Origin of the sequence: Candidatus Williamhamiltonella endosymbiont of Tuberolachnus salignus (genome assembly GCF_964019775.1) — a bacterium.
Lineage (GTDB): Bacteria > Pseudomonadota > Gammaproteobacteria > Enterobacterales > Enterobacteriaceae > Hamiltonella > Hamiltonella defendens.
In genome coordinates, this window is record NZ_OZ026471.1 from 404,275 (window position 1) to 428,444 (window position 24,170).

The 24,170-nt window shown below is 41.1% G+C and carries 21 protein-coding genes, 1 tRNA gene and 1 pseudogene; 6 read left to right on the forward strand and 17 right to left on the reverse strand.

Features of this window, described 5'->3' with window-relative positions; translation table 11 throughout:
• Positions 1-163: 163 nt before the first annotated feature.
• The 4 genes from lgt (at position 164) to AACL23_RS01955 (ending at position 2,352) form a co-directional block, all read left to right on the forward strand.
• On the forward strand, positions 164-1,015 hold the full coding sequence (gene lgt / locus AACL23_RS01940; RefSeq protein ID WP_015874267.1) for a prolipoprotein diacylglyceryl transferase: 852 nt from the start codon (positions 164-166) through the stop codon (positions 1,013-1,015).
• Between the two features lie 29 nt (positions 1,016-1,044).
• Positions 1,045-1,839, forward strand: coding sequence for a thymidylate synthase (gene thyA / locus AACL23_RS01945; RefSeq protein ID WP_100096197.1), 795 nt, complete (start codon positions 1,045-1,047; stop codon positions 1,837-1,839).
• 17 nt (positions 1,840-1,856) lie between these two features.
• Entirely contained in the window at positions 1,857-2,186 is a 330-nt protein-coding gene (locus AACL23_RS01950; RefSeq protein WP_044612573.1) for a TusE/DsrC/DsvC family sulfur relay protein, read from the forward strand.
• Positions 2,187-2,277: 91 nt separating this feature from the next.
• Positions 2,278-2,352 (forward strand) — tRNA-Arg (locus tag AACL23_RS01955).
• Here AACL23_RS01955 and sbcB read toward each other — a convergent pair.
• The 4 genes and pseudogenes from sbcB to AACL23_RS01975 form a co-directional block, all read right to left on the reverse strand.
• Positions 2,312-3,784: an exodeoxyribonuclease I gene (gene sbcB, locus AACL23_RS01960; protein ID WP_339051535.1), complete on the reverse strand. Its 1,473-nt coding sequence runs from the start codon at positions 3,782-3,784 to the stop codon at positions 2,312-2,314. The genes AACL23_RS01955 and sbcB overlap by 41 nt on opposite strands.
• A gap of 83 nt (positions 3,785-3,867) precedes the next feature.
• Positions 3,868-5,030: pseudogene (gene hemW / locus AACL23_RS01965) on the reverse strand (radical SAM family heme chaperone HemW).
• Positions 5,023-5,625, reverse strand: coding sequence for an RdgB/HAM1 family non-canonical purine NTP pyrophosphatase (rdgB, locus tag AACL23_RS01970; RefSeq protein WP_015874272.1), 603 nt, complete (start codon positions 5,623-5,625; stop codon positions 5,023-5,025). Before rdgB ends, hemW begins: the two are co-directional and overlap by 8 nt.
• Before the next feature lie 25 nt (positions 5,626-5,650).
• Positions 5,651-6,205: a YggT family protein gene (locus AACL23_RS01975; protein ID WP_015874274.1), complete on the reverse strand. Its 555-nt coding sequence runs from the start codon at positions 6,203-6,205 to the stop codon at positions 5,651-5,653.
• A 254-nt stretch (positions 6,206-6,459) separates the two neighbouring features.
• Here AACL23_RS01975 and guaB point away from each other — a divergent pair, with 254 nt between their 5' ends.
• Together guaB and guaA are read left to right on the forward strand one after the other, a co-directional pair.
• Complete coding sequence (guaB, locus tag AACL23_RS01980) at positions 6,460-7,902, forward strand: IMP dehydrogenase (RefSeq protein WP_015874275.1); 1,443 nt, start codon at positions 6,460-6,462, stop codon at positions 7,900-7,902.
• Positions 7,903-8,045: 143 nt separating this feature from the next.
• Positions 8,046-9,623 (forward strand): glutamine-hydrolyzing GMP synthase, encoded by a 1,578-nt coding sequence (gene guaA, locus AACL23_RS01985; protein WP_339049825.1) that lies wholly within the window; start codon positions 8,046-8,048, stop codon positions 9,621-9,623.
• A 137-nt stretch (positions 9,624-9,760) separates the two neighbouring features.
• Here guaA and AACL23_RS01990 read toward each other — a convergent pair whose 3' ends face one another.
• From AACL23_RS01990 to lptC, 13 genes are all read right to left on the reverse strand, one after another.
• Positions 9,761-10,219 carry a phosphatidylglycerophosphatase A family protein gene (locus tag AACL23_RS01990; protein ID WP_339049828.1) on the reverse strand — a complete coding sequence of 153 codons (459 nt, stop codon included), beginning with the start codon at positions 10,217-10,219 and terminating at the stop codon, positions 9,761-9,763.
• Positions 10,220-10,245: 26 nt separating this feature from the next.
• Positions 10,246-11,253 (reverse strand): thiamine-phosphate kinase, encoded by a 1,008-nt coding sequence (thiL, locus tag AACL23_RS01995; protein WP_339049830.1) that lies wholly within the window; start codon positions 11,251-11,253, stop codon positions 10,246-10,248.
• A 47-nt stretch (positions 11,254-11,300) separates the two neighbouring features.
• Positions 11,301-11,756, reverse strand: a complete 456-nt coding sequence (gene nusB / locus AACL23_RS02000; protein ID WP_095034339.1) for a transcription antitermination factor NusB — start codon at positions 11,754-11,756, stop codon at positions 11,301-11,303.
• Positions 11,757-11,767: 11 nt separating this feature from the next.
• Positions 11,768-12,256, reverse strand: a complete 489-nt coding sequence (gene ribE, locus AACL23_RS02005; RefSeq protein WP_100097082.1) for a 6,7-dimethyl-8-ribityllumazine synthase — start codon at positions 12,254-12,256, stop codon at positions 11,768-11,770.
• 287 nt (positions 12,257-12,543) lie between these two features.
• A complete protein-coding gene (locus AACL23_RS02010) occupies positions 12,544-17,889 on the reverse strand; it encodes a C80 family cysteine peptidase (RefSeq protein ID WP_339049845.1) in 5,346 nt (1,781 codons plus the stop codon).
• Between the two features lie 243 nt (positions 17,890-18,132).
• Positions 18,133-19,134 carry a Holliday junction branch migration DNA helicase RuvB gene (gene ruvB / locus AACL23_RS02015; protein WP_339049848.1) on the reverse strand — a complete coding sequence of 334 codons (1,002 nt, stop codon included), beginning with the start codon at positions 19,132-19,134 and terminating at the stop codon, positions 18,133-18,135.
• A gap of 33 nt (positions 19,135-19,167) precedes the next feature.
• Positions 19,168-19,782 (reverse strand): Holliday junction branch migration protein RuvA, encoded by a 615-nt coding sequence (ruvA, locus tag AACL23_RS02020; RefSeq protein WP_015874287.1) that lies wholly within the window; start codon positions 19,780-19,782, stop codon positions 19,168-19,170.
• A gap of 35 nt (positions 19,783-19,817) precedes the next feature.
• A complete protein-coding gene (pyrB, locus tag AACL23_RS02025; protein WP_100096194.1) occupies positions 19,818-20,738 on the reverse strand; it encodes an aspartate carbamoyltransferase in 921 nt (306 codons plus the stop codon).
• Between the two features lie 66 nt (positions 20,739-20,804).
• Entirely contained in the window at positions 20,805-21,659 is an 855-nt protein-coding gene (gene rapZ / locus AACL23_RS02030; protein ID WP_015874289.1) for an RNase adapter RapZ, read from the reverse strand.
• 97 nt (positions 21,660-21,756) lie between these two features.
• Positions 21,757-22,227, reverse strand: a complete 471-nt coding sequence (gene ptsN, locus AACL23_RS02035) for a PTS IIA-like nitrogen regulatory protein PtsN (protein WP_100096193.1) — start codon at positions 22,225-22,227, stop codon at positions 21,757-21,759.
• A gap of 80 nt (positions 22,228-22,307) precedes the next feature.
• Positions 22,308-23,033: an LPS export ABC transporter ATP-binding protein gene (gene lptB, locus AACL23_RS02040; protein ID WP_015874291.1), complete on the reverse strand. Its 726-nt coding sequence runs from the start codon at positions 23,031-23,033 to the stop codon at positions 22,308-22,310.
• Positions 23,033-23,578, reverse strand: coding sequence for a lipopolysaccharide ABC transporter substrate-binding protein LptA (lptA, locus tag AACL23_RS02045; protein ID WP_015874292.1), 546 nt, complete (start codon positions 23,576-23,578; stop codon positions 23,033-23,035). Before lptA ends, lptB begins: the two co-directional genes overlap by 1 nt.
• Positions 23,553-24,170, reverse strand: a complete 618-nt coding sequence (gene lptC / locus AACL23_RS02050) for an LPS export ABC transporter periplasmic protein LptC (RefSeq protein ID WP_015874293.1) — start codon at positions 24,168-24,170, stop codon at positions 23,553-23,555. The genes lptA and lptC overlap by 26 nt, the downstream gene beginning before the upstream one ends.

Below are 24,170 nucleotides of genomic sequence, written 5' to 3' on the forward strand. Positions count from 1 at the left end.
TATCAAAGATACTATCCTGTTGTTTCTGCAGCAGGATTTTTTTTATTCAGGTGCAGGTGTCTAACAATCAAAAACTCATATTCTATTAAGCTTGTTGTAAAACCCTGGAAAAGACAGAGCTTATTGTCACTTGTCTCTTATTTTGTTAAACATAGGCTCACACATGAATCATACTTATTTCACCTTTCCTAAGTTCGATCCCATTATTTTTTCTATAGGCCCGATTGCTCTGCATTGGTATGGGTTGATGTATTTACTCGGTTTTATTTTTGCACTTTGGTTGGCGATAAGACGTGCTAATAAACCTAATAGTCATTGGAATAGAATCGAAGTTGAAAATTTATTATATGCATGTTTTATGGGTGTTTTTATTGGTGGCCGCTTAGGTTATGTCTTGTTTTACAATTTTTCCGCTTTTTGGGATAACCCTCTTTATTTATTTAAAGTCTGGGAAGGTGGGATGTCATTTCATGGCGGATTAATAGGCGTCATCTGTGTGATGCTTTTCTTCGCCCGTCGCACTCAACGGCATTTTTTTCAAGTTTCTGATTTTGTTGCACCTTTGATCCCATTTGGTCTAGCGGCAGGTCGTTTAGGTAATTTTATTAATGGAGAGTTATGGGGGCGCGTCGCAATCAATACACCTTGGGCCGTATTATTCCCTGGTTCACGTAGTGAGGATATCTCTTTTGCTGCCGGTGATCCTGAATTACAGAATTTATTGAATCAGTATGGTGTTTTGCCTCGTCATCCTTCGCAAATTTATGAAATGATCCTTGAAGGCATCGTGCTATTTATGATTCTCAACCTTTTTATTCGCCGATCCCGTCCCATTGGGAGTGTTTCTGCATTATTCCTGATAGGCTATGGTATTTTTCGGGTGATCGTTGAATTTTTTAGGCAACCAGATCAACAAATTGGTTTATTCGACGGTGTTATCAGCATGGGGCAAATTCTTTCGATTCCTATGATTTTATTTGGCTTTATAATGCTCATTTGGGCATATCGCCGTTAGTATATTTGAAATAATTTTTATGAGGCAGTATGAAACAATATCTCCATTTGATGAAAAAGGTTTTAAACGAAGGTACTGAAAAGGAAGATCGCACGGGGACAGGGACCGTATCGATATTTGGGCATCAAATGAGGTTTAATTTAAAAGAAGGGTTTCCTCTGGTCACCACTAAAAAGTGTCATCTGCGATCTATTATTCATGAATTATTATGGTTTCTCAAAGGTGACACCAACATCGCGTATTTACGTGAAAATCAAGTTTCCATTTGGGACGAATGGGCTGATAAAACAGGCTCTCTGGGACCCATATATGGCAAGCAATGGAGAGCTTGGGGCACGCCCGATGGCCACCAAGTGGATCAGTTATCTCAAACTCTGGAACTATTAAAAAACAACCCTGATTCGCGACGTATGATTGTGTCTGCATGGAATGTAGGCGAATTAGATAAAATGGCCTTGGCGCCCTGCCATGCTTTTTTTCAGTTTTATGTGGTAAAAAAGACTTTGTCCTGTCAATTGTATCAGCGTTCATGTGATGTTTTTTTGGGTTTGCCTTTCAATATTGCAAGCTATTCGTTATTAATGCATATGATTGCCCAGCAATGTGATTTTTTTTTAGGTGATTTTGTTTGGACAGGCGGCGACATCCATTTATATTCTAACCACCTTGATCAGGCGCATCTTCAACTGACGAGAGAACCAAGATCATTACCTCATTTATTGATCAACAGAAAACCAGATTCTCTCTTCGATTATCATTTTGAAGATTTTTCATTAGAAAAATACAACCCTTATCCTGCCATTAAAGCGCCTGTGGCCATTTAAAAATGGAACATAACAATATATTGATTTTTGAACATCGTCGTATTGAGACAGATGCACAAGGTTATCTCAAAAATACTGACCATTGGTCTGAAGCTTTAGCTCTATTTTTAGCAGAGCAAGAAGGCATTGTATTAACACCAGAACATTGGGAAATGTTGTATTTTATTCGCCATTTTTATAAAAAATTTAATACATCACCTGCGATTCGTCTTTTAGTCAAAGCGCTGCATGAAAAATATGGTCCAGACAAAGGAAATAGCCGTTATCTTTATCAATTATTTCCAAAAGGCCCTGCGACACAAGCCAGTAAAATCGGGGGGTTACCTAAGCCTGTAAAATGTATTTGATGAATATGTAGATATCATTGATATTATTACTAAAACTGATAAAATTACCGGCCGCATCTGAGGTAGATTTAAAAAATATCACTTCTAATCAGTCCCTGTAGTTAAACGGATATAACAAGCCCCTCCTAAGGGCTAGTTACTGGTTCGATTCCAGTCTGGGACACCACATGTTCACCGTATCTTTCTTGCTGATTTGCGTACTGAATCAGTAAATGAATCAAGGTTTGTTTTTCTGGATTATCTTCGTATTCTAAAAGCATCTCTTTTAATTTGAGAAGATACTCTTTGATGATTCCAGGGCTGAGCACCGTGTTGAAATGCGCTTTCCAGCGCTGTTGATCTTTTTCACTCAAAGTTTCAGGATAATTTCTGGCACGAAATCGAAAAAACAGGGTTTCCAAACGAGGATCCTGAAATACTATTTTCAAGTTCGGCAAATTCTCTGGTAACGTTTTTTGAATGGTGCTTATCGCGGCCCGATCGAAATCATTAAAAAAACCGTCGTATAATTGTGCGTCTACATTATTCACTTTTGGAAAAGGTTTTTGACCGTCAAAAATGGCCACCATCTTTTCTCTGATGTCTGGATAACGCCGCAGTAGTTCTAGATTTTTTAAACAATGTTGTTGATCAATACCTAACCTCTGTGCATTTTCCCTTGACAGGGTTTTGGCCGGCGCCAATATGGGGCATTTATTGATATGGACCAATTTTAAAGGGACTTGAGCACATTCACTGCCTAATTGATCTCTGGGTGTATACAATCGTTCCCGAAGCACATCCGCCTTTAATGATAATAAAGGCGTGATATCCCCCGCTAAATCACAGACAATCACCGCATTTTGATTGTCTGGATGCCAGGCAATAGGCAATATCCAACTCGTATGGCCTTTTTCTGGGCTAAACATGCCTGAAACATGGACCAAAGGGGCCATATCCCCAATATGAATCAATGTGTTGATTTTATGTTTGCTGCGATGTGCATAAAAATAATGAAATAAACGAGGTTGAGCTGATTTTAATAATTTTGCTAATGCCATGGTCGCATAAACATCAGAAAGTGCATCATGAGCTTGAGTATGTTTTATCGAGTTTGCCTTCGTTAAATGCTCCAATTTAAAGGAAGGCAAGCCTTGTTCATTTTTAGGCCAAATGATGCCCTCTGGACGCAAAGCGTAACAAGCGCGCGTCAGATCAAGCAAATCCCAACGCGAATTACCGTTTTTCCAACTGTACGCATAGGGATCATAAAAATTACGATAAAAAATATGTCTGCTGAATTCGTCATCAAAACGAATGTTGTTATAACCAAGAATACAAGTATTGGGTTGACTCAAAACACGATGAATCTGATGTGCAAACCGTGCTTCATTAACGCCTTCTGATAAAGCTTTTTGCGGGGTGATCCCTGTTATCATGACGGCTTCAGGATCAGGGAGATAATCTTGAGCCGGCGAGCAATACAGTACCAAAGGATCTTCAACCGGATGAAACTCTAGATCGGTACGAATACCGGCAAATTGGGCGGGGCGATCTAATCCGGGGTGTTGACCGAAAGTTTCATAATCATAAATATAGAAAGTCAGGTTTTGAGACATCTTTAACGCCTTACAAAATTGATGTAAACAATATCATTCTGGGTTAATCATTCCCCTAAAAGAGCGCAGACACTAAAAAGAAATTATAAAAAAAGTTCAATCAAAGAATTAAGAAACCACTTCCCTTTCTCAGTCACCTGCCAATATTGAGTATCCTCTTTTAAATAGCCCAAATTTAATGCTTGATCCAAGGCTGAACGAATATGGCTTTCTTTCACCCCTGTTAAATTTAAAAAATCCGCTCTGGGGGTAGGTTCTAACAGACGAAAACGATTCATAAAAAATTCAAAAGGACGCTCTGCCAAGTCGACATCATATTGTTGATATTGATATTGACCCTGCATAAAACCACGAGGATGCTTTGTCTTCACCGTTCGTATCATCCGCCCATCATCAAAAGTCAATTTACCATGCGCACCACACCCAATCCCCAGATAATCGCCAAATCGCCAAATCGCCAAATCGCCAAATCGCCAAATCGCCAATAATTTAAATTATGCTGGCATTGATGTTCTTTTTTTGCATACGCCGATATTTCATATTGTTCATATCCCGCTTTTTGAAGACATTGATGACCTTTTTGAACAATGTCCCAACTGCTGTCTTCATCTGGTAAAGGCGGCGGACGCGAGCTGAACGCCGTGTGCGGCTCAATCGTGAGTTGATACCAGGAAAGATGAGGCGGAGATAATATCATCGCTTGCTCTAAGTCTTTCAGTGCGTCTTCTAAGGTTTGATCGGGCAGGCTGTGCATCAGATCTAAATTAAAGCTGCTCAAAGAAAGCGTTTGTGCCAAATGAGCGGCTTTTTTACCTTGCTCAGCATCGTGTATTCTGCCCAGCGCCAAGAGTTTTTGATTGTCAAAACTCTGTATGCCGATGGAAATACGGTTGATACCCGCTTGCTGATAGTCAACGAAACGTTTCGCTTCAATGGCGCCAGGATTGGCTTCCATTGTGATTTCCGCGTCTTTTCTAATATCGATACGCGCCTTAACACCATCAAGCAGTTGTTGCATTGCCTGCGCGCTGAGCAGACTGGGTGTTCCCCCTCCAATAAAAATAGTCTCAATAGCCCTGCCACTTGTCAGAGGAATATCTGCTTCTAGATCGGCCAATAAATGCGCCACATATTCTTCATGAGGCAGCTCGCCTTTCAAGGCATGCGAATTAAAATCGCAATAAGGACATTTTTTGATACACCAGGGGATATGAATATAGAGGCTTAAAGGAGGGAGTTTAGACATTTCTCATCACATCCAGGAATTGTCGTAATGCCTCGCCGCGATGAGACATCGCCGATTTTTCTTCAATACTCAATTCAGCCGCTGTTCGTTTTAATTCGGGAAGATAAAAAACAGGATCATAACCAAATCCTTCGGCTTTTTTGGACTCTTGACAAGAAGAAGCGATCATGCCTGACCATTTGCCATGAAATATCCCTGGGCTGGCGTCAGCCGGGTGTTTTAAATAGACAAACACACAATGAAACTGTGCGCCACGTTCCGCATTGGGGACCTCTTTCATTTCGTGCAGTAATTTTTTGATATTCTCGCTATCGCTGGCGTTTAATCCGGCATAACGTGCAGAATAAATGCCGGGCGCGCCATTTAAGGCATCGACCGTTAATCCTGAATCGTCTGCAATGGCAGGCAATCCTGTCATCTGTGCGGCATAACGCGCTTTTAAAAGCGCATTTTCGATAAAAGTCAGTCCTGTTTCTTCTATAGAGGCAAGATCATATTCCATTTGAGGAATAATCTTTAATCCAGATCCCTTGAACAAATCTTTAAACTCAAGCACCTTTCCTTGATTCGTGGTGGCCAAAACGATTTTTTGCATCAAATTATATCCTGAATAAAAGTATTTATAATATCAGCCAAAGCTCGCCTAGCAGATCCATTCCCAAATAATTCATCAAATACAAAATCAAAATCAGCAGCATCCCTGAAAAATCAATGCTCCCCATGGCAGGAAGGAAACGCCGAATCGGTGACATCAAAGGCTCAGTCAATTCATAAAGCAAATCATCCATAGGGCTGCTGCCCTGACTTATCCAACTTGTGATGGCTCTGATAATGATGATCCAAAAAACAAGATGTCCGATGGCTTTGAGCAAAGAAACAAAACCAAACAGCAAATTATACTGATTTAACACGATGCCACCCCCTTGAATAAAGAGCAAAAGGGGATATTTGAGTGCCATTAAAAAAAAAGCGATCAATAACGCGGCAGTGTCAATTTTTTTTGCAGAAGGGAGAATACTTTGTATCGGGTTGACAATTGGGTGTGTCATTTTAACGATAAATTGTGAAAATGGATTATAAAAATCACATTTTACCCAGCGCATCCAAATACGTAATAACAGTATCATGACATAAACATCAATGAGGGTTTTAGCAAAAAAAATCAGTGTTAGCATGAGTTACTTTATCCTTAATTATTTTCAAACACTTTTTATGACCACTTTACAAGAATCAGTGTATTATCCACATCCTCTATTTAAAGAGGTTGATTGAAAAATCATACTCTTGGGTAATATATTGAGCAACAGCAAACCGCATGGCACGGTCTTTTGATCAAATAGCCCATCATAAAGTACTGGAGAGAAATACCCAGGCTCTGTATAATTCCCCGCACAATTTTTGGTCATTTTTTTATCTCGGTACACCTCTCATGCAACGTCTTAAAAAAGAAGCCCTAACATATGATGATGTCCTTCTTGTGCCGGCACACTCCACTGTTTTGCCTCATACTGCAGATTTAAGCACAAGGTTGACTTCCACTATTGATCTCAGTATCCCTTTATTATCCTCTGCGATGGATACAGTGACTGAACACGCCTTGGCCATTGCATTAGCCCAGGAAGGAGGAATGGCATTCATTCATAAAAACATGTCGATCGAAAAACAGGCCAACGAAGTACAGAAGGTCAAAAAGTATGAAAGCGGCGTAGTGAATGAGCCTCATACCATTAGACCAACGACCACTTTGCGTGAAGTGAAAGCACTGACTCTTCGTAATGGTTTTGCGGGTTATCCAGTGGTCAATGACCATTATGAATTACTCGGTATTGTGACCGGCCGTGATGTGCGTTTTGTGATTGATCTCGATCAGCCCGTCACTGCAGTGATGACGCCTAAAGAACGCCTGGTGACCGTCAAGGAAGGCGAAGCTCGTGAAATTGTTCTTCAAAAAATGCATGAAAAACGGGTAGAAAAAGTCTTGGTCGTGGACGATACCTTTCATCTCCGTGGCATGATCACGGTTAAAGACTTTAAAAAAGCCCAAAGTAAACCCAATGCTTGCAAAGATTCACTGGGTCGTCTTCGTGTTGGTGCCGCTGTTGGAGCGGCGCCTGATAACAAAAAACGGATTGATGCTTTAGTGAAGGCAGGTATTGATGTGTTACTGATCGATTCTTCTCATGGTCATTCTGAAGGCGTGTTACAGCGCATTCGTGACACACGCAAAAAATATCCTGAACTTCAGATTGTTGGGGGGAATGTGGCGACAGCAGAGGGCGCGCTTGCTTTAGTTGACGCAGGTGTCAATGCAGTTAAAGTCGGGATTGGTCCAGGATCCATTTGCACCACTCGTATTGTAACAGGCGTGGGAGTGCCGCAGATTACCGCTATTTCAGATGCGGTGACAGCCCTTGAAGGCACTGGCATTCCTGTCATTGCAGATGGGGGAATTCGATTTTCCGGCGATATCGCTAAAGCGATTGCCGCGGGGGCTTCTTGTGTCATGGTGGGCTCGATGTTTGCGGGTACTGAAGAATCACCAGGGGAGATTGAACTCTATCAAGGCCGTTCCTTTAAATCTTACCGTGGGATGGGATCACTCGGAGCCATGTCTAAAGGCTCATCTGATCGCTATTTTCAATTAGATAATGCCGCTGATAAATTAGTACCTGAAGGTGTCGAAGGACGGGTTCCCTATAAAGGTTTGTTGAAAGACGTTGTGTATCGTGAAATGGGGGGGTTACGCTCCTGCATGGGATTAACCGGTTGTGCCAGCATTGATGAACTTCGCACTAAACCTGAATTTGTGCGTATTACCAGTGCAGGCATGCGAGAAAGTCATGTTCATGATGTGACCATTACCAAAGAATAACAGGCCTGTCTAAAACTAACTGACTGTATCTGTTTTAGACATTTTCTTACACCTCTGAATGCTTAAATTGCCTGTATTTGCGACGACTTTTAACAGGTTTTATTCATGCCAACTCTCACTTATTTTTTTGGAACAAATCCCCCATGATAAAAAATATTGATCGTCATCGTATTTTAATTTTAGATTTTGGCTCGCAATACACTCAACTACTGGCCCGGCGCATCCGTGAAATGGGTGTTTATTCTGAATTATGGCCTTGGGATGTAGCGGCTGAGAGTATTCAAGCATTTCATCCTCAAGGCATTATCCTCTCTGGAGGGCCAGAAAGCGCCACTGAAAATGACACTCCTCGAGCGCCAGACATCATCTTTACTTTAGGGGTGCCTGTTTTAGGGATCTGTTATGGTATGCAAACTATGGCGATTCAATTAGGCGGAGCCGTTTCGAATACACATCAAGGCGAATTTGGTTATGCCCAGCTGGCTCTGAAAAACAAGAATGCCTTAATAGATGGTCTTGAAGATTTTGTGAACGCCAACAACGAACCCTGTTTAAAAGTCTGGATGAGCCATGCGGATAAAGTCACAAAGCTTCCAGAACATTTCACCTGTATAGCCAGCACAGAAACTTGCCCTATTGCGATCATGGCACATCCCGAAAAACATTTTTATGGTGTTCAGTTTCACCCAGAAGTGACCCATACCCTTCAAGGGCAATCTCTATTAAAACGTTTTGTGCTACAAATTTGCCAATGCGAACCCCTATGGACGCCTCGGAATATTATCGATCAAACGCTTTCAGAGTTAAAAGATCAAATCGGTGACGATCAAGTGATTCTTGGTTTATCTGGCGGGGTGGATTCTGCTGTCACGGCAATACTTTTGCATCGTGCGATTGGAAAAAGTTTAACCTGTGTTTTTGTGGATAATGGTTTATTACGTTTAAATGAATCACAGCAGGTATTAAATATCTTTCAAGATCAATTTGGCCTCAATATCATTCATGTGTCGGCGGCCAATCGTTTTATGAATGCATTAAAGGGTATCCAGGATCCTGAAAAAAAACGTAAAGTCATTGGCCGTGTTTTTGTAGACATTTTTGATGAACAAGCCGCAAAACAAAAGGGGGTGAAATGGTTGGCTCAGGGCACGATTTATACCGATTTGGTTGAATCTGCGGCTTCTGGTACTGCGAAATCACACTTGATCAAATCTCATCATAACGTAGCGGGTTTACCCAAAGAAATGAAACTCGGTTTGATCGAACCACTGAAAGAACTATTTAAAGACGAAGTACGTCAATTGGGCTTAGAACTGGGTCTTCCTCATGCAATGTTACACCGACATCCTTTCCCGGGGCCTGGTTTGGGTGTTCGTGTTTTAGGCGAAGTGAAACAGGAATACTGTGATTTATTACGTCAGGCGGATGCGATTTTTATTCAAGAGCTTCAAAAAGCGGAGCTATATCAAAAAGTCAGCCAGGCTTTTGCGGTTTTTTTACCGATACGCTCTGTTGGCGTCATGGGGGATGGTCGTAAATATGAATGGGTGATTGCGTTACGAGCGATAGAAACCGTAGATTTTATGACAGCACATTGGGCTGAACTTCCTTATGATTTGTTGGGGCGTGTCTCAAACCGAATTATTAATGAGGTTAAAGGCATTTCTCGGGTGGTATATGACATCAGTGGAAAACCCCCTGCCACCATCGAATGGGAGTAAAAATTCTCACGCATACCCGCCCAAACTGCTGATGGTTTCGCAATGATCAGTTTGGGAGCCTCAACTATCCAGACGGATCGTACAGAACCTACGGCCAATTTGGCTTTATCAAGGTTTATGATGTCTTAGCCTCACTTTTACAAAAATCGGTGAAATAAAAAAAGCATCATAGCGGCAAAAAAACCGGCAATGACGTCATCAAGCATAATGCCAACGCCGCCTCGTATATGACGATCAATCACACGGATAGGAAAGGGTTTCCAAATATCAAAAAGCCGGAAGAGAAGAAAACCCACCGTGATCCATAACGGAGTGTGAGCCTCTTTCGGTAAGAGGCTGAGTGTGATCCATAAACCCACGAATTCATCCCAAACGATACAACCAGGGTCATCAACGCCCATCTCTTTGGCGGTTCGGCCACACAGATAAATCCCAAAGCCAAAGCTGAGGATGAGACAGATGATATAAAAAGGGTTGGGCAGAGCTATCAATACAAACCAAAATGGGATGGCCGCGAGCGATCCCATGGTTCCTGGGGCAAAAGAAGAAAGACCGCTTCCAAAGCCGGTTGCGAGTAAATGGACAGGATTGCTCATACGCAAATTTTTTTCTTTAAACACGGCTATTCTCTGCGGTAAGTATCAAAATGATCGTAACCTGTAATATTGGAGATCTTCATTGAAACCGGCTCTCCATCACGAAAAAATGTGATTTTTTCAGAAAAGTCCGACACAACTTCACCCACCTTTGTATAAAACACTTCAGGGCCTCTGCATCGCTGAAACAGGTTTTCTAAAATGTGTGAGTATTGAGGTGAGAGAGTAAAACAAAGCTCGTAATCCTCGCCCCCACTCAAAGCCCAACGCAGGGCTTGTTCATGATTTGAATATGTTTTTAAAGCAGGCGAATAAGGCAATTGAGATAATTCAATATGAGCCCCGCATTGACTGGCATTTAAAATATGTTGTAAATCAGAGATAAATCCATCTGAGATATCAATTGCTGAATGGGCTAAACCGTTCAACGCCTTTCCTTGAAATATCCTCGCTTGTGGGCGTAAATGGCGCTTAATCAAAAAACGCTTGTCAGCCTCATCGCTGATAGTCACGGTATTTTTTAAGATGGCTAAACCGGCGGCGCTGTCACCTAAAGTGCCTGTGACATAAATTCCATCGCCTTTTTTTGCTCCGCTGCGGGTTAATCCTCCCTTTTCAATCAATAGGCCCTGAATGGTTAAAGTAAGGCTTAAAGGCCCACGGGTGGTATCTCCGCCAATTAACTGCATGCGATACGCTTCAAGTTGTTCAAAAAGCATATCGCTAAATGTTTGTAACCAGGGTTCGTCGATACGCGGCAAAGTTAACGCCAAAGACAACCAGGCAGGCTCAGCCCCCATGGCCGCCAAATCACTTAAATTGATCATAAAGGCTTTATAAGCCAAATCAGCGGGATCAATATCTGGTAAAAAATGCACCCCGGAAACCAATGTGTCCGTACTGACCGCGATTCGCCTTTTTTTTTCAGTAGAAAGTAAAGCGCAATCATCTCCTATGCCGAGCTCGACATCCTCACGAATAAAACTTTTTCGATTAAAATAGCGAGAAATCAGGTCAAATTCACTGCGAGGCATCTGTACTCCAAAAATTTCAAAAAGATCATCTCTCTTTAAATACAACCTCAACAAACTGATTGATAAGGCCCATTTTGTGATCTAATTTGCATTCTTTTTCGAATAATGGGCGCCGCTTTATCCAGGACACCATTAATGAATTTATGACTGTCGTCAGCACCAAAGGTTTTCCCCAATTCAATCGCCTCATTAATGGTGACTTTATAGGGCACATCATCACGCTTACTCAATTCAAACATCGCCAAGCGCAAAATGGCTTTTTCTATTTGACCTAATTCCTGGAATTGACGAGAAAGATAAGGGGTCATCAAGGTATCCAGAGCTTCCACATCAGAGGCAACACCCAATAATACATGACGAAAATAAGCGATATCTGCTCCTTGCGTTTCTTGATCGGCCAAGAAGGATAACTCAACTTCTGCTATATCATTTTGAGATACTTGCCAGGCATAGAGGGCTTGTACGACACATTCGCGTGCACGGCGACGAGCAGAAGGGTTCACAACGTTCTCCTTTAAATGTTTGTTGAATGATTAAGATTGATGGTTTGAATGAGATTGATCATTTCGAGGGCGGCTATAGCGGCATCTGCGCCTTTATTACCGGCTTTCGTGCCGGCACGTTCAATGGCTTGCTCAATATTCTCTGTTGTCAGCACACCGAAAGCCACAGGGGTATCGGTACTGATTGCAATCTGAGATAAACCGGCGCTGCATTCACCCGCCACATAATTAAAATGAGTGGTACTACCACGGATCACGGTGCCTAATGCCACGACGGCCTGGTAATTTTTTGTTTGTATTAATGTTTTTACGATGAGAGGCAACTCATAAGCGCCAGGAACCCAAACGACGGTGATATTTTCTTCGTGAATCTGCCCGATACGTTGCAAAGCATCGAGTGCTCCGCTGAGCAGGCTATCATTAATAAAACGATTAAAACGCGCGATAGCGATGGCGATTTTGGCATTTGGAGCCACCAAAGTGCCTTTGATGATTTTGATTTTATTCATGAAAATAGACCTTTTTTATTTTAATAGGCACATTATACCTGTGTTTTATATATATATGCACTTAATTCATAGAGCCTCTGATAAATTGATGATGGCCAAACGATTTCAATTGAGTTAAGAATCCGAATGAGTTTACTATGAGTTATTCACTTGATTTTATTGAAAAAAATTCGCCGTATTCGAGAGCACGAAAAACTGATTCTCATAAAGACTGACAAGCGGTTTGAAATAGGGACAGATACTCTGACCTGCTGGTTATGGAAACAAGGGATGAGGCGTTAAAATGACATTACCGGTATCACTGTCTGTAAAATGTGCTCTCTATCCACATGGAATACTTGCTCTGCCTCTGAAAATTCAGGCGTGATTTGCCTCAATTGGCTTAAGATATGATCCCCATTTTTCGTGCTCATATGAGGGAACAAGTGATCTTGAACGAAGTCGGGTTCATGTTTAGCATTGACGCTCACTGTGTGCACACGCCCTCCCTTATCTATGATGGAAAGATGTCTATAGCTTTCCTCTATCATAAAATTCATCAGACGTAGATTGACATGTTCTGCAGGGGCATAGAAATGACTTAAAATCACATCGTCATCATCTTGTGTTATCCGAAGATCCTGCAGTAAAAAAGGCAACAGTATAATATCTTGCTCCGGCGACCCCGTTTTAGGCGCATCATAATTATGAATGCGCACTTCTTCCGTGGGTCTGTCTTCGATGATGTACACATCTCTGCCTCCTTTGCCTTCCAGGATATCTTCGCCTGTTTTGCTGTGTAAGATGTTGCTGAGCTCATTTCCCTGTAAATCATCATCAAAACCCGTTTCTTGAGCGACCAATCTCAAAAAATCCGGCAATATTTTTTTTTCGCCACTGATATCGATCATCCCTGTTTGTTTCTGCCCGGACATTTTTTGAATGATGAAGGGTTTTTTTAGGCTGTCGGTTTTAGGCAGAGACAATTTTTGATCAAATTTTGGTGCATATGTTGCCATTAAAATGAGAGTCTCAGATTCATCTTTATTGGGATCAAATGCGATTTCAGCAGGTAAGCCCGAGAAGATCACGCCATCCTTGGTATAAAAAATATATTGGCTGGTTAACCTTCGTTTTTTTGGCTCAAACGCGGAATAAAGATGAAATAACGTTAAAGTGGTGATACTTTGATTGTCATTGTTTAGTTCAATGAACAGATGCTGCTTGATTCTCTTTATGCTGATGATTTGGGTCACGGAATAATCCAAAAAAACATGACTCAATGTGTCTGGATCGTCATCTTCTTCAATGATTAATAACGCCGCCTCGCCGTCGGTATTTTGTAAAACACGATAAGAATCTGTGCCTTTTCCTCCATCTAATTTGCCGGCCTGCGCCACTAAAATATCATTCCCATCGAACCCCATCAATTTATCTTTCCCCCCCTTCCCATTCAGGATATTGGATTGAGCGTTACCCAAAATCACATCGTCCGTTTCTGCGCAGGTCTCTATATGATCGATATTTTTCAATACGGCGATTTTTTGATGTTCATGGGTAAAATAAAAAGCGTTTTCCTGCAGATTGACATAGTATCCGCCTTGGGATGGCTTTTTGTTCGCTATCAGAGCATCAGTCCCTTTTACTCCATCGAATACGCTGGGTTGAGAAAGGGCCTTAGTGCCATTAAAAATAAACGTATCTGATTGATGTCCCCCCTTAAAATTTTTGACCCCATCACCGATGTCAAAGACATTACTTTTTTCTGGGTGCCCTGTCACCCCATCGTTTCCGGCTCCTAAAAAAAAATAAATTTTAGCGAGATTTTTAAAATCAGAGGTATCGGATTTTACAACAGAAGCAGAGAGCGATGACGAACTGTAAGGTTCGACCGGTCTTTTTAAAGATAAAATGCTCTCTGAATGTGCATCAGTGTCAAGGGATATCTGATCATCAGTCGGTAAAAGTCCTTCGATATCGTAAAATTTGTACTCACTGTCTTCTAAACGCAGATCAGCATAGACAGCTCGATGCCCCAATTTTTGGGTTTGATAGTCTGATAATATGGTTTGAGCCTGTGAGGGCAGTATTTTGTCTTTAATGCTGTCGATGAATAAATATTGATTCAGGGGTATGGATGGGCTGCTCAACATAGTCCATTTTTTCCCCGTTAACTTTTGATAGGGATGTTCACTTAACATGATTTCTCCCATGCTGTAATACACCGCCTCTATTTGCTTATCTGAATCCAGTAATGCTTGAAAATTTTTTTTGAATTGGTCATGAACATTTTTTTTAGCTTGTTCTTTTGCCTGTCCTTTCGTAACCTGATTAGTGACCTCGACGTCAATGTCTGCGCCCCAAAAACTCAACCAACCCGTCCGTAATTTTTGTAACCCCGTCAAGTTGGTGTAGCGCTCGATTTGTTGAATTTGACGAACTGAGAGATACATTCCCCCGACGACAGCCGTCAAAACGCCTAAGGCGATACCGACCGCGCCACTCACTAACGCCATTTTTCCAGCTAAGGCGAGTAATGCCAGACCGCTGGCGATAGTGATCGAAGCACTTAAAGAAGAAACGGCGAGACTGACCTGTAAATCTTGTCGAACATCCGGATCAGTGACCGTTTTCAGCTCAGTGCCTGCTTTGTGGGCTTGATAAATATCGAAAGCGGCACCCAGCATATTTAAGCAGGCGCCTCCATATCGAACCAGATTCATTCCAGCTGCATACTGAAAACGCTGCATTCTAGATGCAAGCACTCGAAAAGACTGAGAAGAGAATTTTTCAATCAGGTGATGCCCCAGTTTTTTCGAACTTAATTCTAAACATACACTCCCCACATCGTACACAATGCTCGCTATGGCCAGTTGAGCTTCCAGCTCCAATACGTGTTTTTGAGAGTGATTGAGTTGTTCGGAAGAACGACGACTCCAGTAATGAGACAAAAGTGTTAAAGATCGGATCCAGGAGATCCCTTTATTGACCTGACCCAACATACCGACTGTACGAAATAGCTTTGAAAACTCAAGGCTGTTCTTGTTTGTCTGCGTTTTAACCGGCTTAAGGGTCGATAAAAACAGGGACTCTCTATACTCTTTGCTGATAAATTGCTTCAATTTTTTAACAGAAGGAGATGTCAAAATCTGAGCAAAATTTAACTGATAAACATCCAGTAAAAAAGCACCATTTCTTGCAGAGAAGCTCCTTAAACACGCAAAATAGTCATTTAACATCGATTTAAGAATGTGACTTGTGTTTTGAGCATGATCATCAGTGAAAACCATTTCGCCAAAATTCGCATCATAGAGATACCAGTGGTTTTTTTGATCTGTGCCCTGACGTTTGGCTATCGTTAAAATATGTTCTCCCATGCGAAGCTGATAATACCCTGCCGTTTCATTAGCCAGTGTGTTAAAAAATTCAGCGAGTTTCTGCAACCCTTTTTTAATAAAAGCCCCCCTTTCTTCCAGCTCATGAATCAGACGCCCAAAAGTATTGATATCTTGATCAGTGCTATCAAAAAATATTTTTTTGGCGTGGATTTCAGCATGAGTTTCAAATGCCTTCAGTAATTTTACGCGTAAATCTTTATCGCCCAGTCTGAGCATGCTTAAATAAGCTAAACTCACTTTTTGCGCTTTTTGTTGTGCCACATCACTGCCGTCACCCATATAAATCCCTTGCATAACCGGATAAATTGCAGGATGACTCGCTATCCTGGGAGTGTAGATTTTTATCAGGCTGTTCCAATGCATCATATTGTCGAAGACAAAATTTTGCCACTCAGAGAGGCGTTTTAAAGCAGTTTGGCCTGTTAAGCCTCTGAATTGACCATGAGTGTCACTCAATTCCATTAAACATTGAATTTGACCGATAAACTGAGAATAAAACAGGGGGTGCGACACTGTCTGGTTTAATCTTTTCCAGTCGAGTCTTCTTGAGGGAAGGTGAAAAAACTCCGTTAATAGTTTGAGATCATGAGGACCAAATGAGGTGTGATTGTTAGAGGCAATACCATTGATCAAGATCCAGATTCGCTGTAATTTTTCAGTTAAAAAAGAACCAGAAAAACTGATATTTTTTTGATCAGGGGTCATCTCTACGAGATCTATCGGTCTATTTTGATTGATTTTTGGGGTGATATTACTTTGAGCACTTTTATCTGAATCCGCTTCCCGACGTATTTTGATGATCTTTAATTCAATGTCTAATTCTTGAGTCATCTCTCGAGCAGCTTCACGTAATAATGTGAAACTCCTGGACCCCTCTTTATTTTTAGGGTCATCAGAATCTATAAAAAACAGGCCGGTGATTTTAATGTTTTTTGTCACAGGATAATGGGGATAAATATTGACATCCGGTCGTCCCGTGACAAGCACGGTATTTCGCGTGAGGGTTTGATGAATAATATCGTCAGGCGTACTGACTCGTTGTGGATAGGAAAATAATTGATTCGATAATAAACCATGACGGACCAATGCAGAGAGAGACCTGTTCTTTGTGTGCGATAATCGGTCTTCAATGGCATTAATCATCTGATTGGTTTTTTGTAGCCCCTTTTTTTTGATGAAACGAATTCGTGCGCCTGATGGTTGAAACATACTTTCTAAATTTGGCTTAAAAATGCTTTCATGAGGGGCCGCGGCCAAAATATTTTGTTCGGGGACCTCCAATATCACGCCTACCTTATGATCTCCAAGGGTCTGATTTGAAAGAATACTGGCTGAAATGAAATCAGATTGGCTGAGTTTTTCTTTAATATTTTTTGAAAAAACGCCTTTTCGATCCATTAAATCTCTGATTGAAGAAGGATAAATGAGATACTTAAACTGCTTATTTTGTATTTTAGGATCGGTAAAATGCCGGGGAGCCCAGGCATCTAATACGGGGGATAGCAACCGAAAAGCACTGCTGTGCTTTTTATATATCAGTGCGCCAGTTTTGTCCCAGCCTAGCAGTAAGGTATCCCCTGCCGTCTGAGCCCTATTAACTAATTGCGTTTCACGGGTAAATTTTTTACCAAAACCGTCATGAGGAACAGACACTAATCCTTTTCTGGCCGATATGTCTGCCTGAATGCCCCTACTTTTCATCGCATGAGCAAATTGAGTGGCAAAATTTTTGCCGTTGTGATCGATCAGCCGACATCCGACTAAACTGATTCGGTTTGGCGTACTGTCGATAGTATATTTTTTACTAAAATGTTGGTTAAACTTTGTTAAAAGTGTAGCTAAATCATCCGGTTTGATGCCAGACATGGCTCGAATAGCATTCAATTTTCCATCTGCATAAACTTCACTGCCGTGTCCTACGACTTGCCAGCGCAATTTTCCTTGAAGCGTTTTGGGAGAGCCCGATAACACGCGATAATGATTTTGTTGATCGAGTTGAACCAAGACTGAGCCTGGGTGTTTTCCCGCCAGTCTCAAGGCCGCATTGAGCACAGTCGGATTGTTTTCCAGCTGAATAATCACTTGCCCCACATACCGAGTCGAACCGCCATCAGACCTTGTTATGACAGATTGAACCTCCCATTGTTCAACAGGTACAAAACCCGTAGGCGTTCGTTTAATACGGTGAGTATGAGCATCAGATCGAAGTTCAGGAATCAAAAAAGAGGGGGATTGTTCTTGGGTCATTGTGATTTTTCATCCTTAAAAAATAGAAAAGTCCTGAGGGGGGGCATTTTTATATTGTATGAATATCAATCACTACAATATTCAGAAAACGATTTACGACTGATTTTTATCAAATTTTCACGGCTAATTTTTTCATCATTATTTTTATCAGATTTTTCAAAAATATCATTTACCATATCAATTATCTGATTTTTATCTAAATACTGACTACAGTCCTCCTTCTAATATTTTTGTGAATTCTTTTTAACCACCACATATGAAATGCTGATAAGCGTGCTGTGTCGCTATTCTGCCGCGAGGTGTGCGCTGAATAAACCCTTGCTGGATTAAATAAGGCTCCAGGACATCTTCAATGGTCTCGCGTTCTTCACCAATGGCCGCAGCCAAATTATCTAATCCGACCGGTCCTCCCTGAAATTTTTCAATAATCGCCAACAGTAATTTACTGTCCATATAATCTAATCCTTCTTTGTCAACATTCAACATCTCTAAGGCTTTGATCGCAATCTCAGTGTTAATTTTGCCTTCGCCTTTCACTTCAGCAAAATCCCGCACCCGTCTTAAAAGGCGATTAATAATTCGAGGAGTGCCTCTTGAACGTAGTGCCAATTGATGAGCGCCATTTTTAGTGAGGGGTAATTGCAAACAGCGTGCACTCCGAGAGACGATATGTTCTAAATCTGCGACAGAATAAAATTCCAGGCGTTGTACAATGCCAAATCGATCTCTCAAGGGAGAGGTCAAAGATCCCGCGCGTGTGGTGGCGCCAATCAATGTGAAGGGGGGTAAATCCAGTTTAATAGAACGCGCGCCGGGGCCTTCTCCTATCATGATGTCAAGTTGGTAATCTTCCATCGCGGGGTACAAAATTTCTTCCACTACAGGAGATAAACGATGAATTTCATCGATAAAGAGCACATCTCTGGGTTCAAGATGCGTTAATAATGCCGCCAAATCTCCCGCTTTTTCTAAAACAGGCCCAGAGGTGGTGCGCAAATTCACTCCCATTTCATGGGCCACAATATTGGCCAGTGTCGTTTTACCCAACCCTGGAGGGCCAAAGATGAGTAAGTGATCTAATGCATCCCCACGTTGTTTTGCTGCCTGAATGAATATTTGCATTTGATCACGAACATGGGATTGCCCTACGTATTCATCGAGCCGTTTTGGGCGAATAGCGCGATCTACCAAAGCTTCATTTTCATTTAAAACATCGGTTGAAACCAACCTGTCTATTTCAATCATGGGGCGCCTTTTTTGCCTTTAAGCAAGAAAATATTATAAGGTGGAGCGTAAAGCATGCTTTATTAAAGCTTGGGAATCTAAATCTGGCTGAGCGATATTTTTGATCAATTGAGCCGCTTCCTGCGGTTTATAACCTAGTGAGATCAACGCCGATATGGCTTCTGCTTCGGCCGATTTTGCTGAAAGATCAGTAGAAACTGATGACAACATATGATCGGCTGTGCTTTTAAATAAATTTTTATTTAAATTTTTGATACGATCTTTCATTTCCACCAGCAATCGCTCTGCCGTTTTTTTTCCAACTCCAGGTAATTTGATTAAATTTGAAATATCTTCTTTTTCCAGCGCACAGATAAACTCTTCTGAAGACATGCCAGATAAAATCGCCAACCCAAGTTTTGGCCCAACACCATTCACTTTAATCAGTTCACTGAACATCGCCCGCTCTTTAGGATGATGAAACCCATATAATAATTGAGCATCCTCTCGCACCACAAAATGCGTAAAAATAATCGCTTCTTGCCCCAATTCTGGAAGCTGATAAAAACAGGTCATAGGAAGTTGGATGTCATATCCCATTCCTTGAATATCTAACAATATCCAGGGCGGCTGTTTTTCCAAAATAATGCCTTTCATTCTGCTTATCACTGCTTGAGATCCCCCCGGTTTTTATGCTTAAGGTCTTACGGATATGGTGCATGAGGATTGAGTAATAATGCCAGTAAAGCCTCTCGAATAAACATCCCATTCGCCGCCTGCTGAAAATAATAGGCATAAGGTGTTGTGTCTACCTCTGGTGCTATTTCATCGACTCGTGGTAAAGGATGTAAAATTTTTAAATTCGTTTTTACCTGACCAGGAAGAAGATGCTTACCCTCTAAAATGAAAGCGGTTTTAAGATGACGATGCTCTGGTTTCAGGCGTTCTTGTTGAATACGGGTCATGTAAAGAATGTCAAGCTGAGGCAGCACTTCTTCAATTGTGTGATGCACGCTGTGATTAAGTTCCTTCACAAGGGGACAAGGCATTGACAACTCTGGAGGCGAAATTAAAAAAAATTCATTATTTGGAAATGTTGATAGTGCTTTTGTGAGCGAATGAACCGTTCGACCATATTTTAAATCTCCGGCGAGACCGATTTTGAGATGGCTTAAGCGCCCCTGTGTTTCTTGAATACTGAATAAATCCAGCAAGGTTTGTGTGGGGTGTTCATTCGTACCATCCCCCGCATTGATGATGGGGACTGGGCAAAAACCGGCAGCATATTGAGGAGCCCCTTCTTTGGGGTGCCGGATGATAATCGCATCTACATAGCTGCTGATCACACGTAAGGTGTCAGACAGGCTTTCACCCTTACTGACGGATGTAAACTGGTCGTCTGAAAAACCCACCACAGAAGCCCCAAGACGATGAATGGCTGCTTCAAAAGATAATCGAGTGCGGGTAGAGGCTTCAAAAAAACAACTGGCGATAACGGTATGTTTTAAAAGATTCACGGGCGGTGTGTTTTTAAAATACGCCGCCGTATCCATAATGTGCTTTAACTCGAGCTGACTCAGATCAGAAATTGAAATAATATTTTTACGATATAAAGAGTGGGTCAATGAAGCCTCCTGATGAAAACGAAACGTTTAAGTCACACATCTCAATTGTAACGATTGGTTTTGTCGTCATTCTTTTCTTTTTTCCAATGTACGGTGGCGTAATTGAACGTTTTTCCCACGGGAACGAAAATAATCGGCTAATTGCTCAGCAATATAGACCGAACGGTGTTTGCCTCCTGTGCAGCCAATCGCAATGGTGAGATAGCTCCTATCATTATTTTCCAGCATGGGAAGCCACTGATTTAAATAATGAAGGGTTTGATAAATAAAATGATGCACTTCAGAGTGCCGTTTTAAAAAATCCACAACAGGTTTATCCAAACCTGTCATGGATCGTAATTTGGGATCCCAATGAGGATTGGGTAAAAAACGAACATCAAAAACGTAGTCTGCATAAATAGGAAGGCCATATTTAAATCCAAAAGATTCAAATACCATACTTAATTTTCGCTCTTTTGTTCCCAATGACCGAACACGGAGCATTTCAGACAGCTGATGCACTGACATTTCGGAGGTGTTGATGATCAAATCAGCGCGAGAGCGTAACGGCTCTAACAAGATATTTTCTTCGTCGATGGCTTTTTCTAATGACAGGTGATTACCAGAAAGCGGGTGTAGGCGTCGTGTCTCACTGTAACGCTGGATCAATGTATTGTGGTTAGCATCTAGAAAAATTAATCGCGTTGAAAATTTTTTGTTTAATTTTGTGAGCACCTTTTCAAATATTTCAGAAGATCCTGGCATGTTTCGGACATCTATGCTGATGGCCGCAGGGGTGTTTCTGGGCATCAGGCTACTGGCCAGATTCGGTAATAAAATAATGGGTAAATTATCAACACAATAAAACCCCATATCTTCAAGAGCCCGTAAGGCTACAGATTTTCCAGAACCAGAACGGCCACTGACAATCATCAGAACCATAGGGTGGCTCTCTTGTTAATGTAAAAGGCTATGTCGATATCCTCACTGATTCGACAGGATATAACAGTTGTACAATATGTCGTTCAAGTGTTAATGATCAAACTATCGTTGACTCAGTGATGATTTCATAAAGCTCTCGATCGTTTTCTGCAGCACGTAAACGACGACAAATGGCTTTATCCGCTAATTTGTCTGCCACTAAAGATAAAATCTTTAAATGCATTTTATCCTGGTCCAAAGGGGCCAACAAAGCAAATATCAGATCGACAGGTTGATGATCAACCGCGTCAAGCGCAATCGGTTGAACCAGGCGAATCAACACCCCCACTACGTGGGTGTCTTTTTCTAATTTACCGTGAGGTATCGCAATCCCATTGCCAATACATGTGCTACCCAAACGTTCTCGTGTTAAGAGCGCATCAAAAATGATCTGTGAGGAAATATGAAGCTGTTGAGCTGCTAACTCACTGATAATTTCTAAAACCCTTTTTTTACTGGTGCAATTGGCAATTTTTGTGCAATCCATGCTTAATATTGGACTCAGTTGTATTGAATCATCATTGGACATTTTATTTTCACTGTTTTGTCTTTACTTTTGTCAGATTACCGCTAATTTTAGCTGTCATTTGATGGCTTTCTTCATGTTTATTAAAGGCGAAACTCCTCCCCTAAATAAACCTGTTTGACCTGTTGATTGTCTAAAATATCATTTGGTGCACCATGTGCAATTAAATTGCCCTGATTCATAATATAAGCCCGTTCACAAACATTGAGCGTTTCCCTGACGTTGTGATCCGTAATTAGTACGCCTAACCCTCTATCTCGTAAATGTTTGATGATTTTTTTTATTTCAATGACAGAGATAGGATCGACCCCAGAAAAAGGCTCATCAAGTAAAATAAATTTGGGATCTGCTGCCAGTGCGCGTGCAATTTCGACTCTTCGAGATTCTCCTCCTGAAAGCGAGCGGCCTAAATTCGATTTCAAATGACTGACCTGAAACTCTTCCATCAGATCCGCCGCCCGTATTTTACGGCGTTCAAAAGAAAGGCTTTTGTTTATTTCTAGAATAGACATCAAATTATCGTAAACGCTAAGACCACGAAAAATAGACTTTTCTTGTGGTAAATAGCCGATACCCCGGCGTGCACGTTCATGTAAAGACAATAAACTGATGTCTTGGTCATCGATGATGATACTTCCTCCATCTAGAGGAATGATGCCGACCACCATATAAAAAGTCGTGGTTTTGCCTGCTCCATTAGGGCCTAATAAACCCACGATTTCACCTGAATTCACCTGCAAACTAATATCTTCAACGACCTTACGACCTTGATATGCCTTCGCTAAATTTTTTGCGATTAATCTGGACATTATGGTGAGTCCTTTTGAGCCGAATTCTTAGGCGCTTGATTTGTTAATTGAGAGGGTAAAATTACAGAGTAAACCGGTTTTCCCTTAGAACTGAAGGCGTGCATTTTTTTTTGTGGGATAAGATAAGTAATACGATCTGCTTTAATGTGACTGTCTAACTGATCTAAATAAGCGTTACCCGTTAATACCAACAATTTATCCGAGAAGGTATAGCGTAATTTTTCACTGTGACCTTTGAGGGGTTTTCCGTTATCTTGCATTTGATAGAAGGTGATGGGGTCACCAAAACCATCCACCACGGTTTTTTGAGGATCTCCGTTAGGGCGAATCACCACTACTTTACTTGCAGTGATCTTGATAGAGCCCTGTTTAATCATCACGTTGTCTATATAAGTATTCGTATGATTGAGAATGTCTAAAGATTGCTTATCAGATGTAATAATGACAGGCTGATCGGTATCATCGGTTAACCCAAAAGCAGGGAATTTTAAAGTGAGCAATATACCTATCAAAAATAGCTTATGGATTTTCTTTTTGTATTTCATAGTTTGTTTTTACCTTTTCAACCAAATTCGCTTTTTTGCTTCGTAAATTTCCTCGCATTTTCATACCGCTAGAAAAAAAATCAACACCGTAAAGGTTGACTGAGTCATTCGAAGAAATATCCTGGGTAACCAGGTTAATTTTGGCACTTTCTGTGGTGATTTTTTTTAAATATGAGCTCTGTATTAAATGGTTTAATTCAACATCAACATATAAATAAAGCATTTTATTATCATCAGTCAATTTTGCTTTATCCGCTTTCAGAGACCAATCAGGCTGCAAAATATCATCAAATAAAACCATAACAGGCTTTGTAAACCAAGTGATATTTTCAGGCCCATTAGAATCGCCTGCTTGTTTTTTATGAACATAACGCGCGGCATTTTGAGCGGTGATGGTATAGCTGAGAAAACCTTCGAGGTTATAAATATCAGTGCGTATCTCTTGAGCTTGATAGATAGGATCATTCGGGCCAAGAGTGATTGTACTGTCTTTTAAATCTGGATCAAAATAATCCAGCAGATTCCAACTTAAAAAAATGATAACAATCACGGATAAAAAAAGAAAAGCCGCTCCTTTTATTTTTTGGCTCAT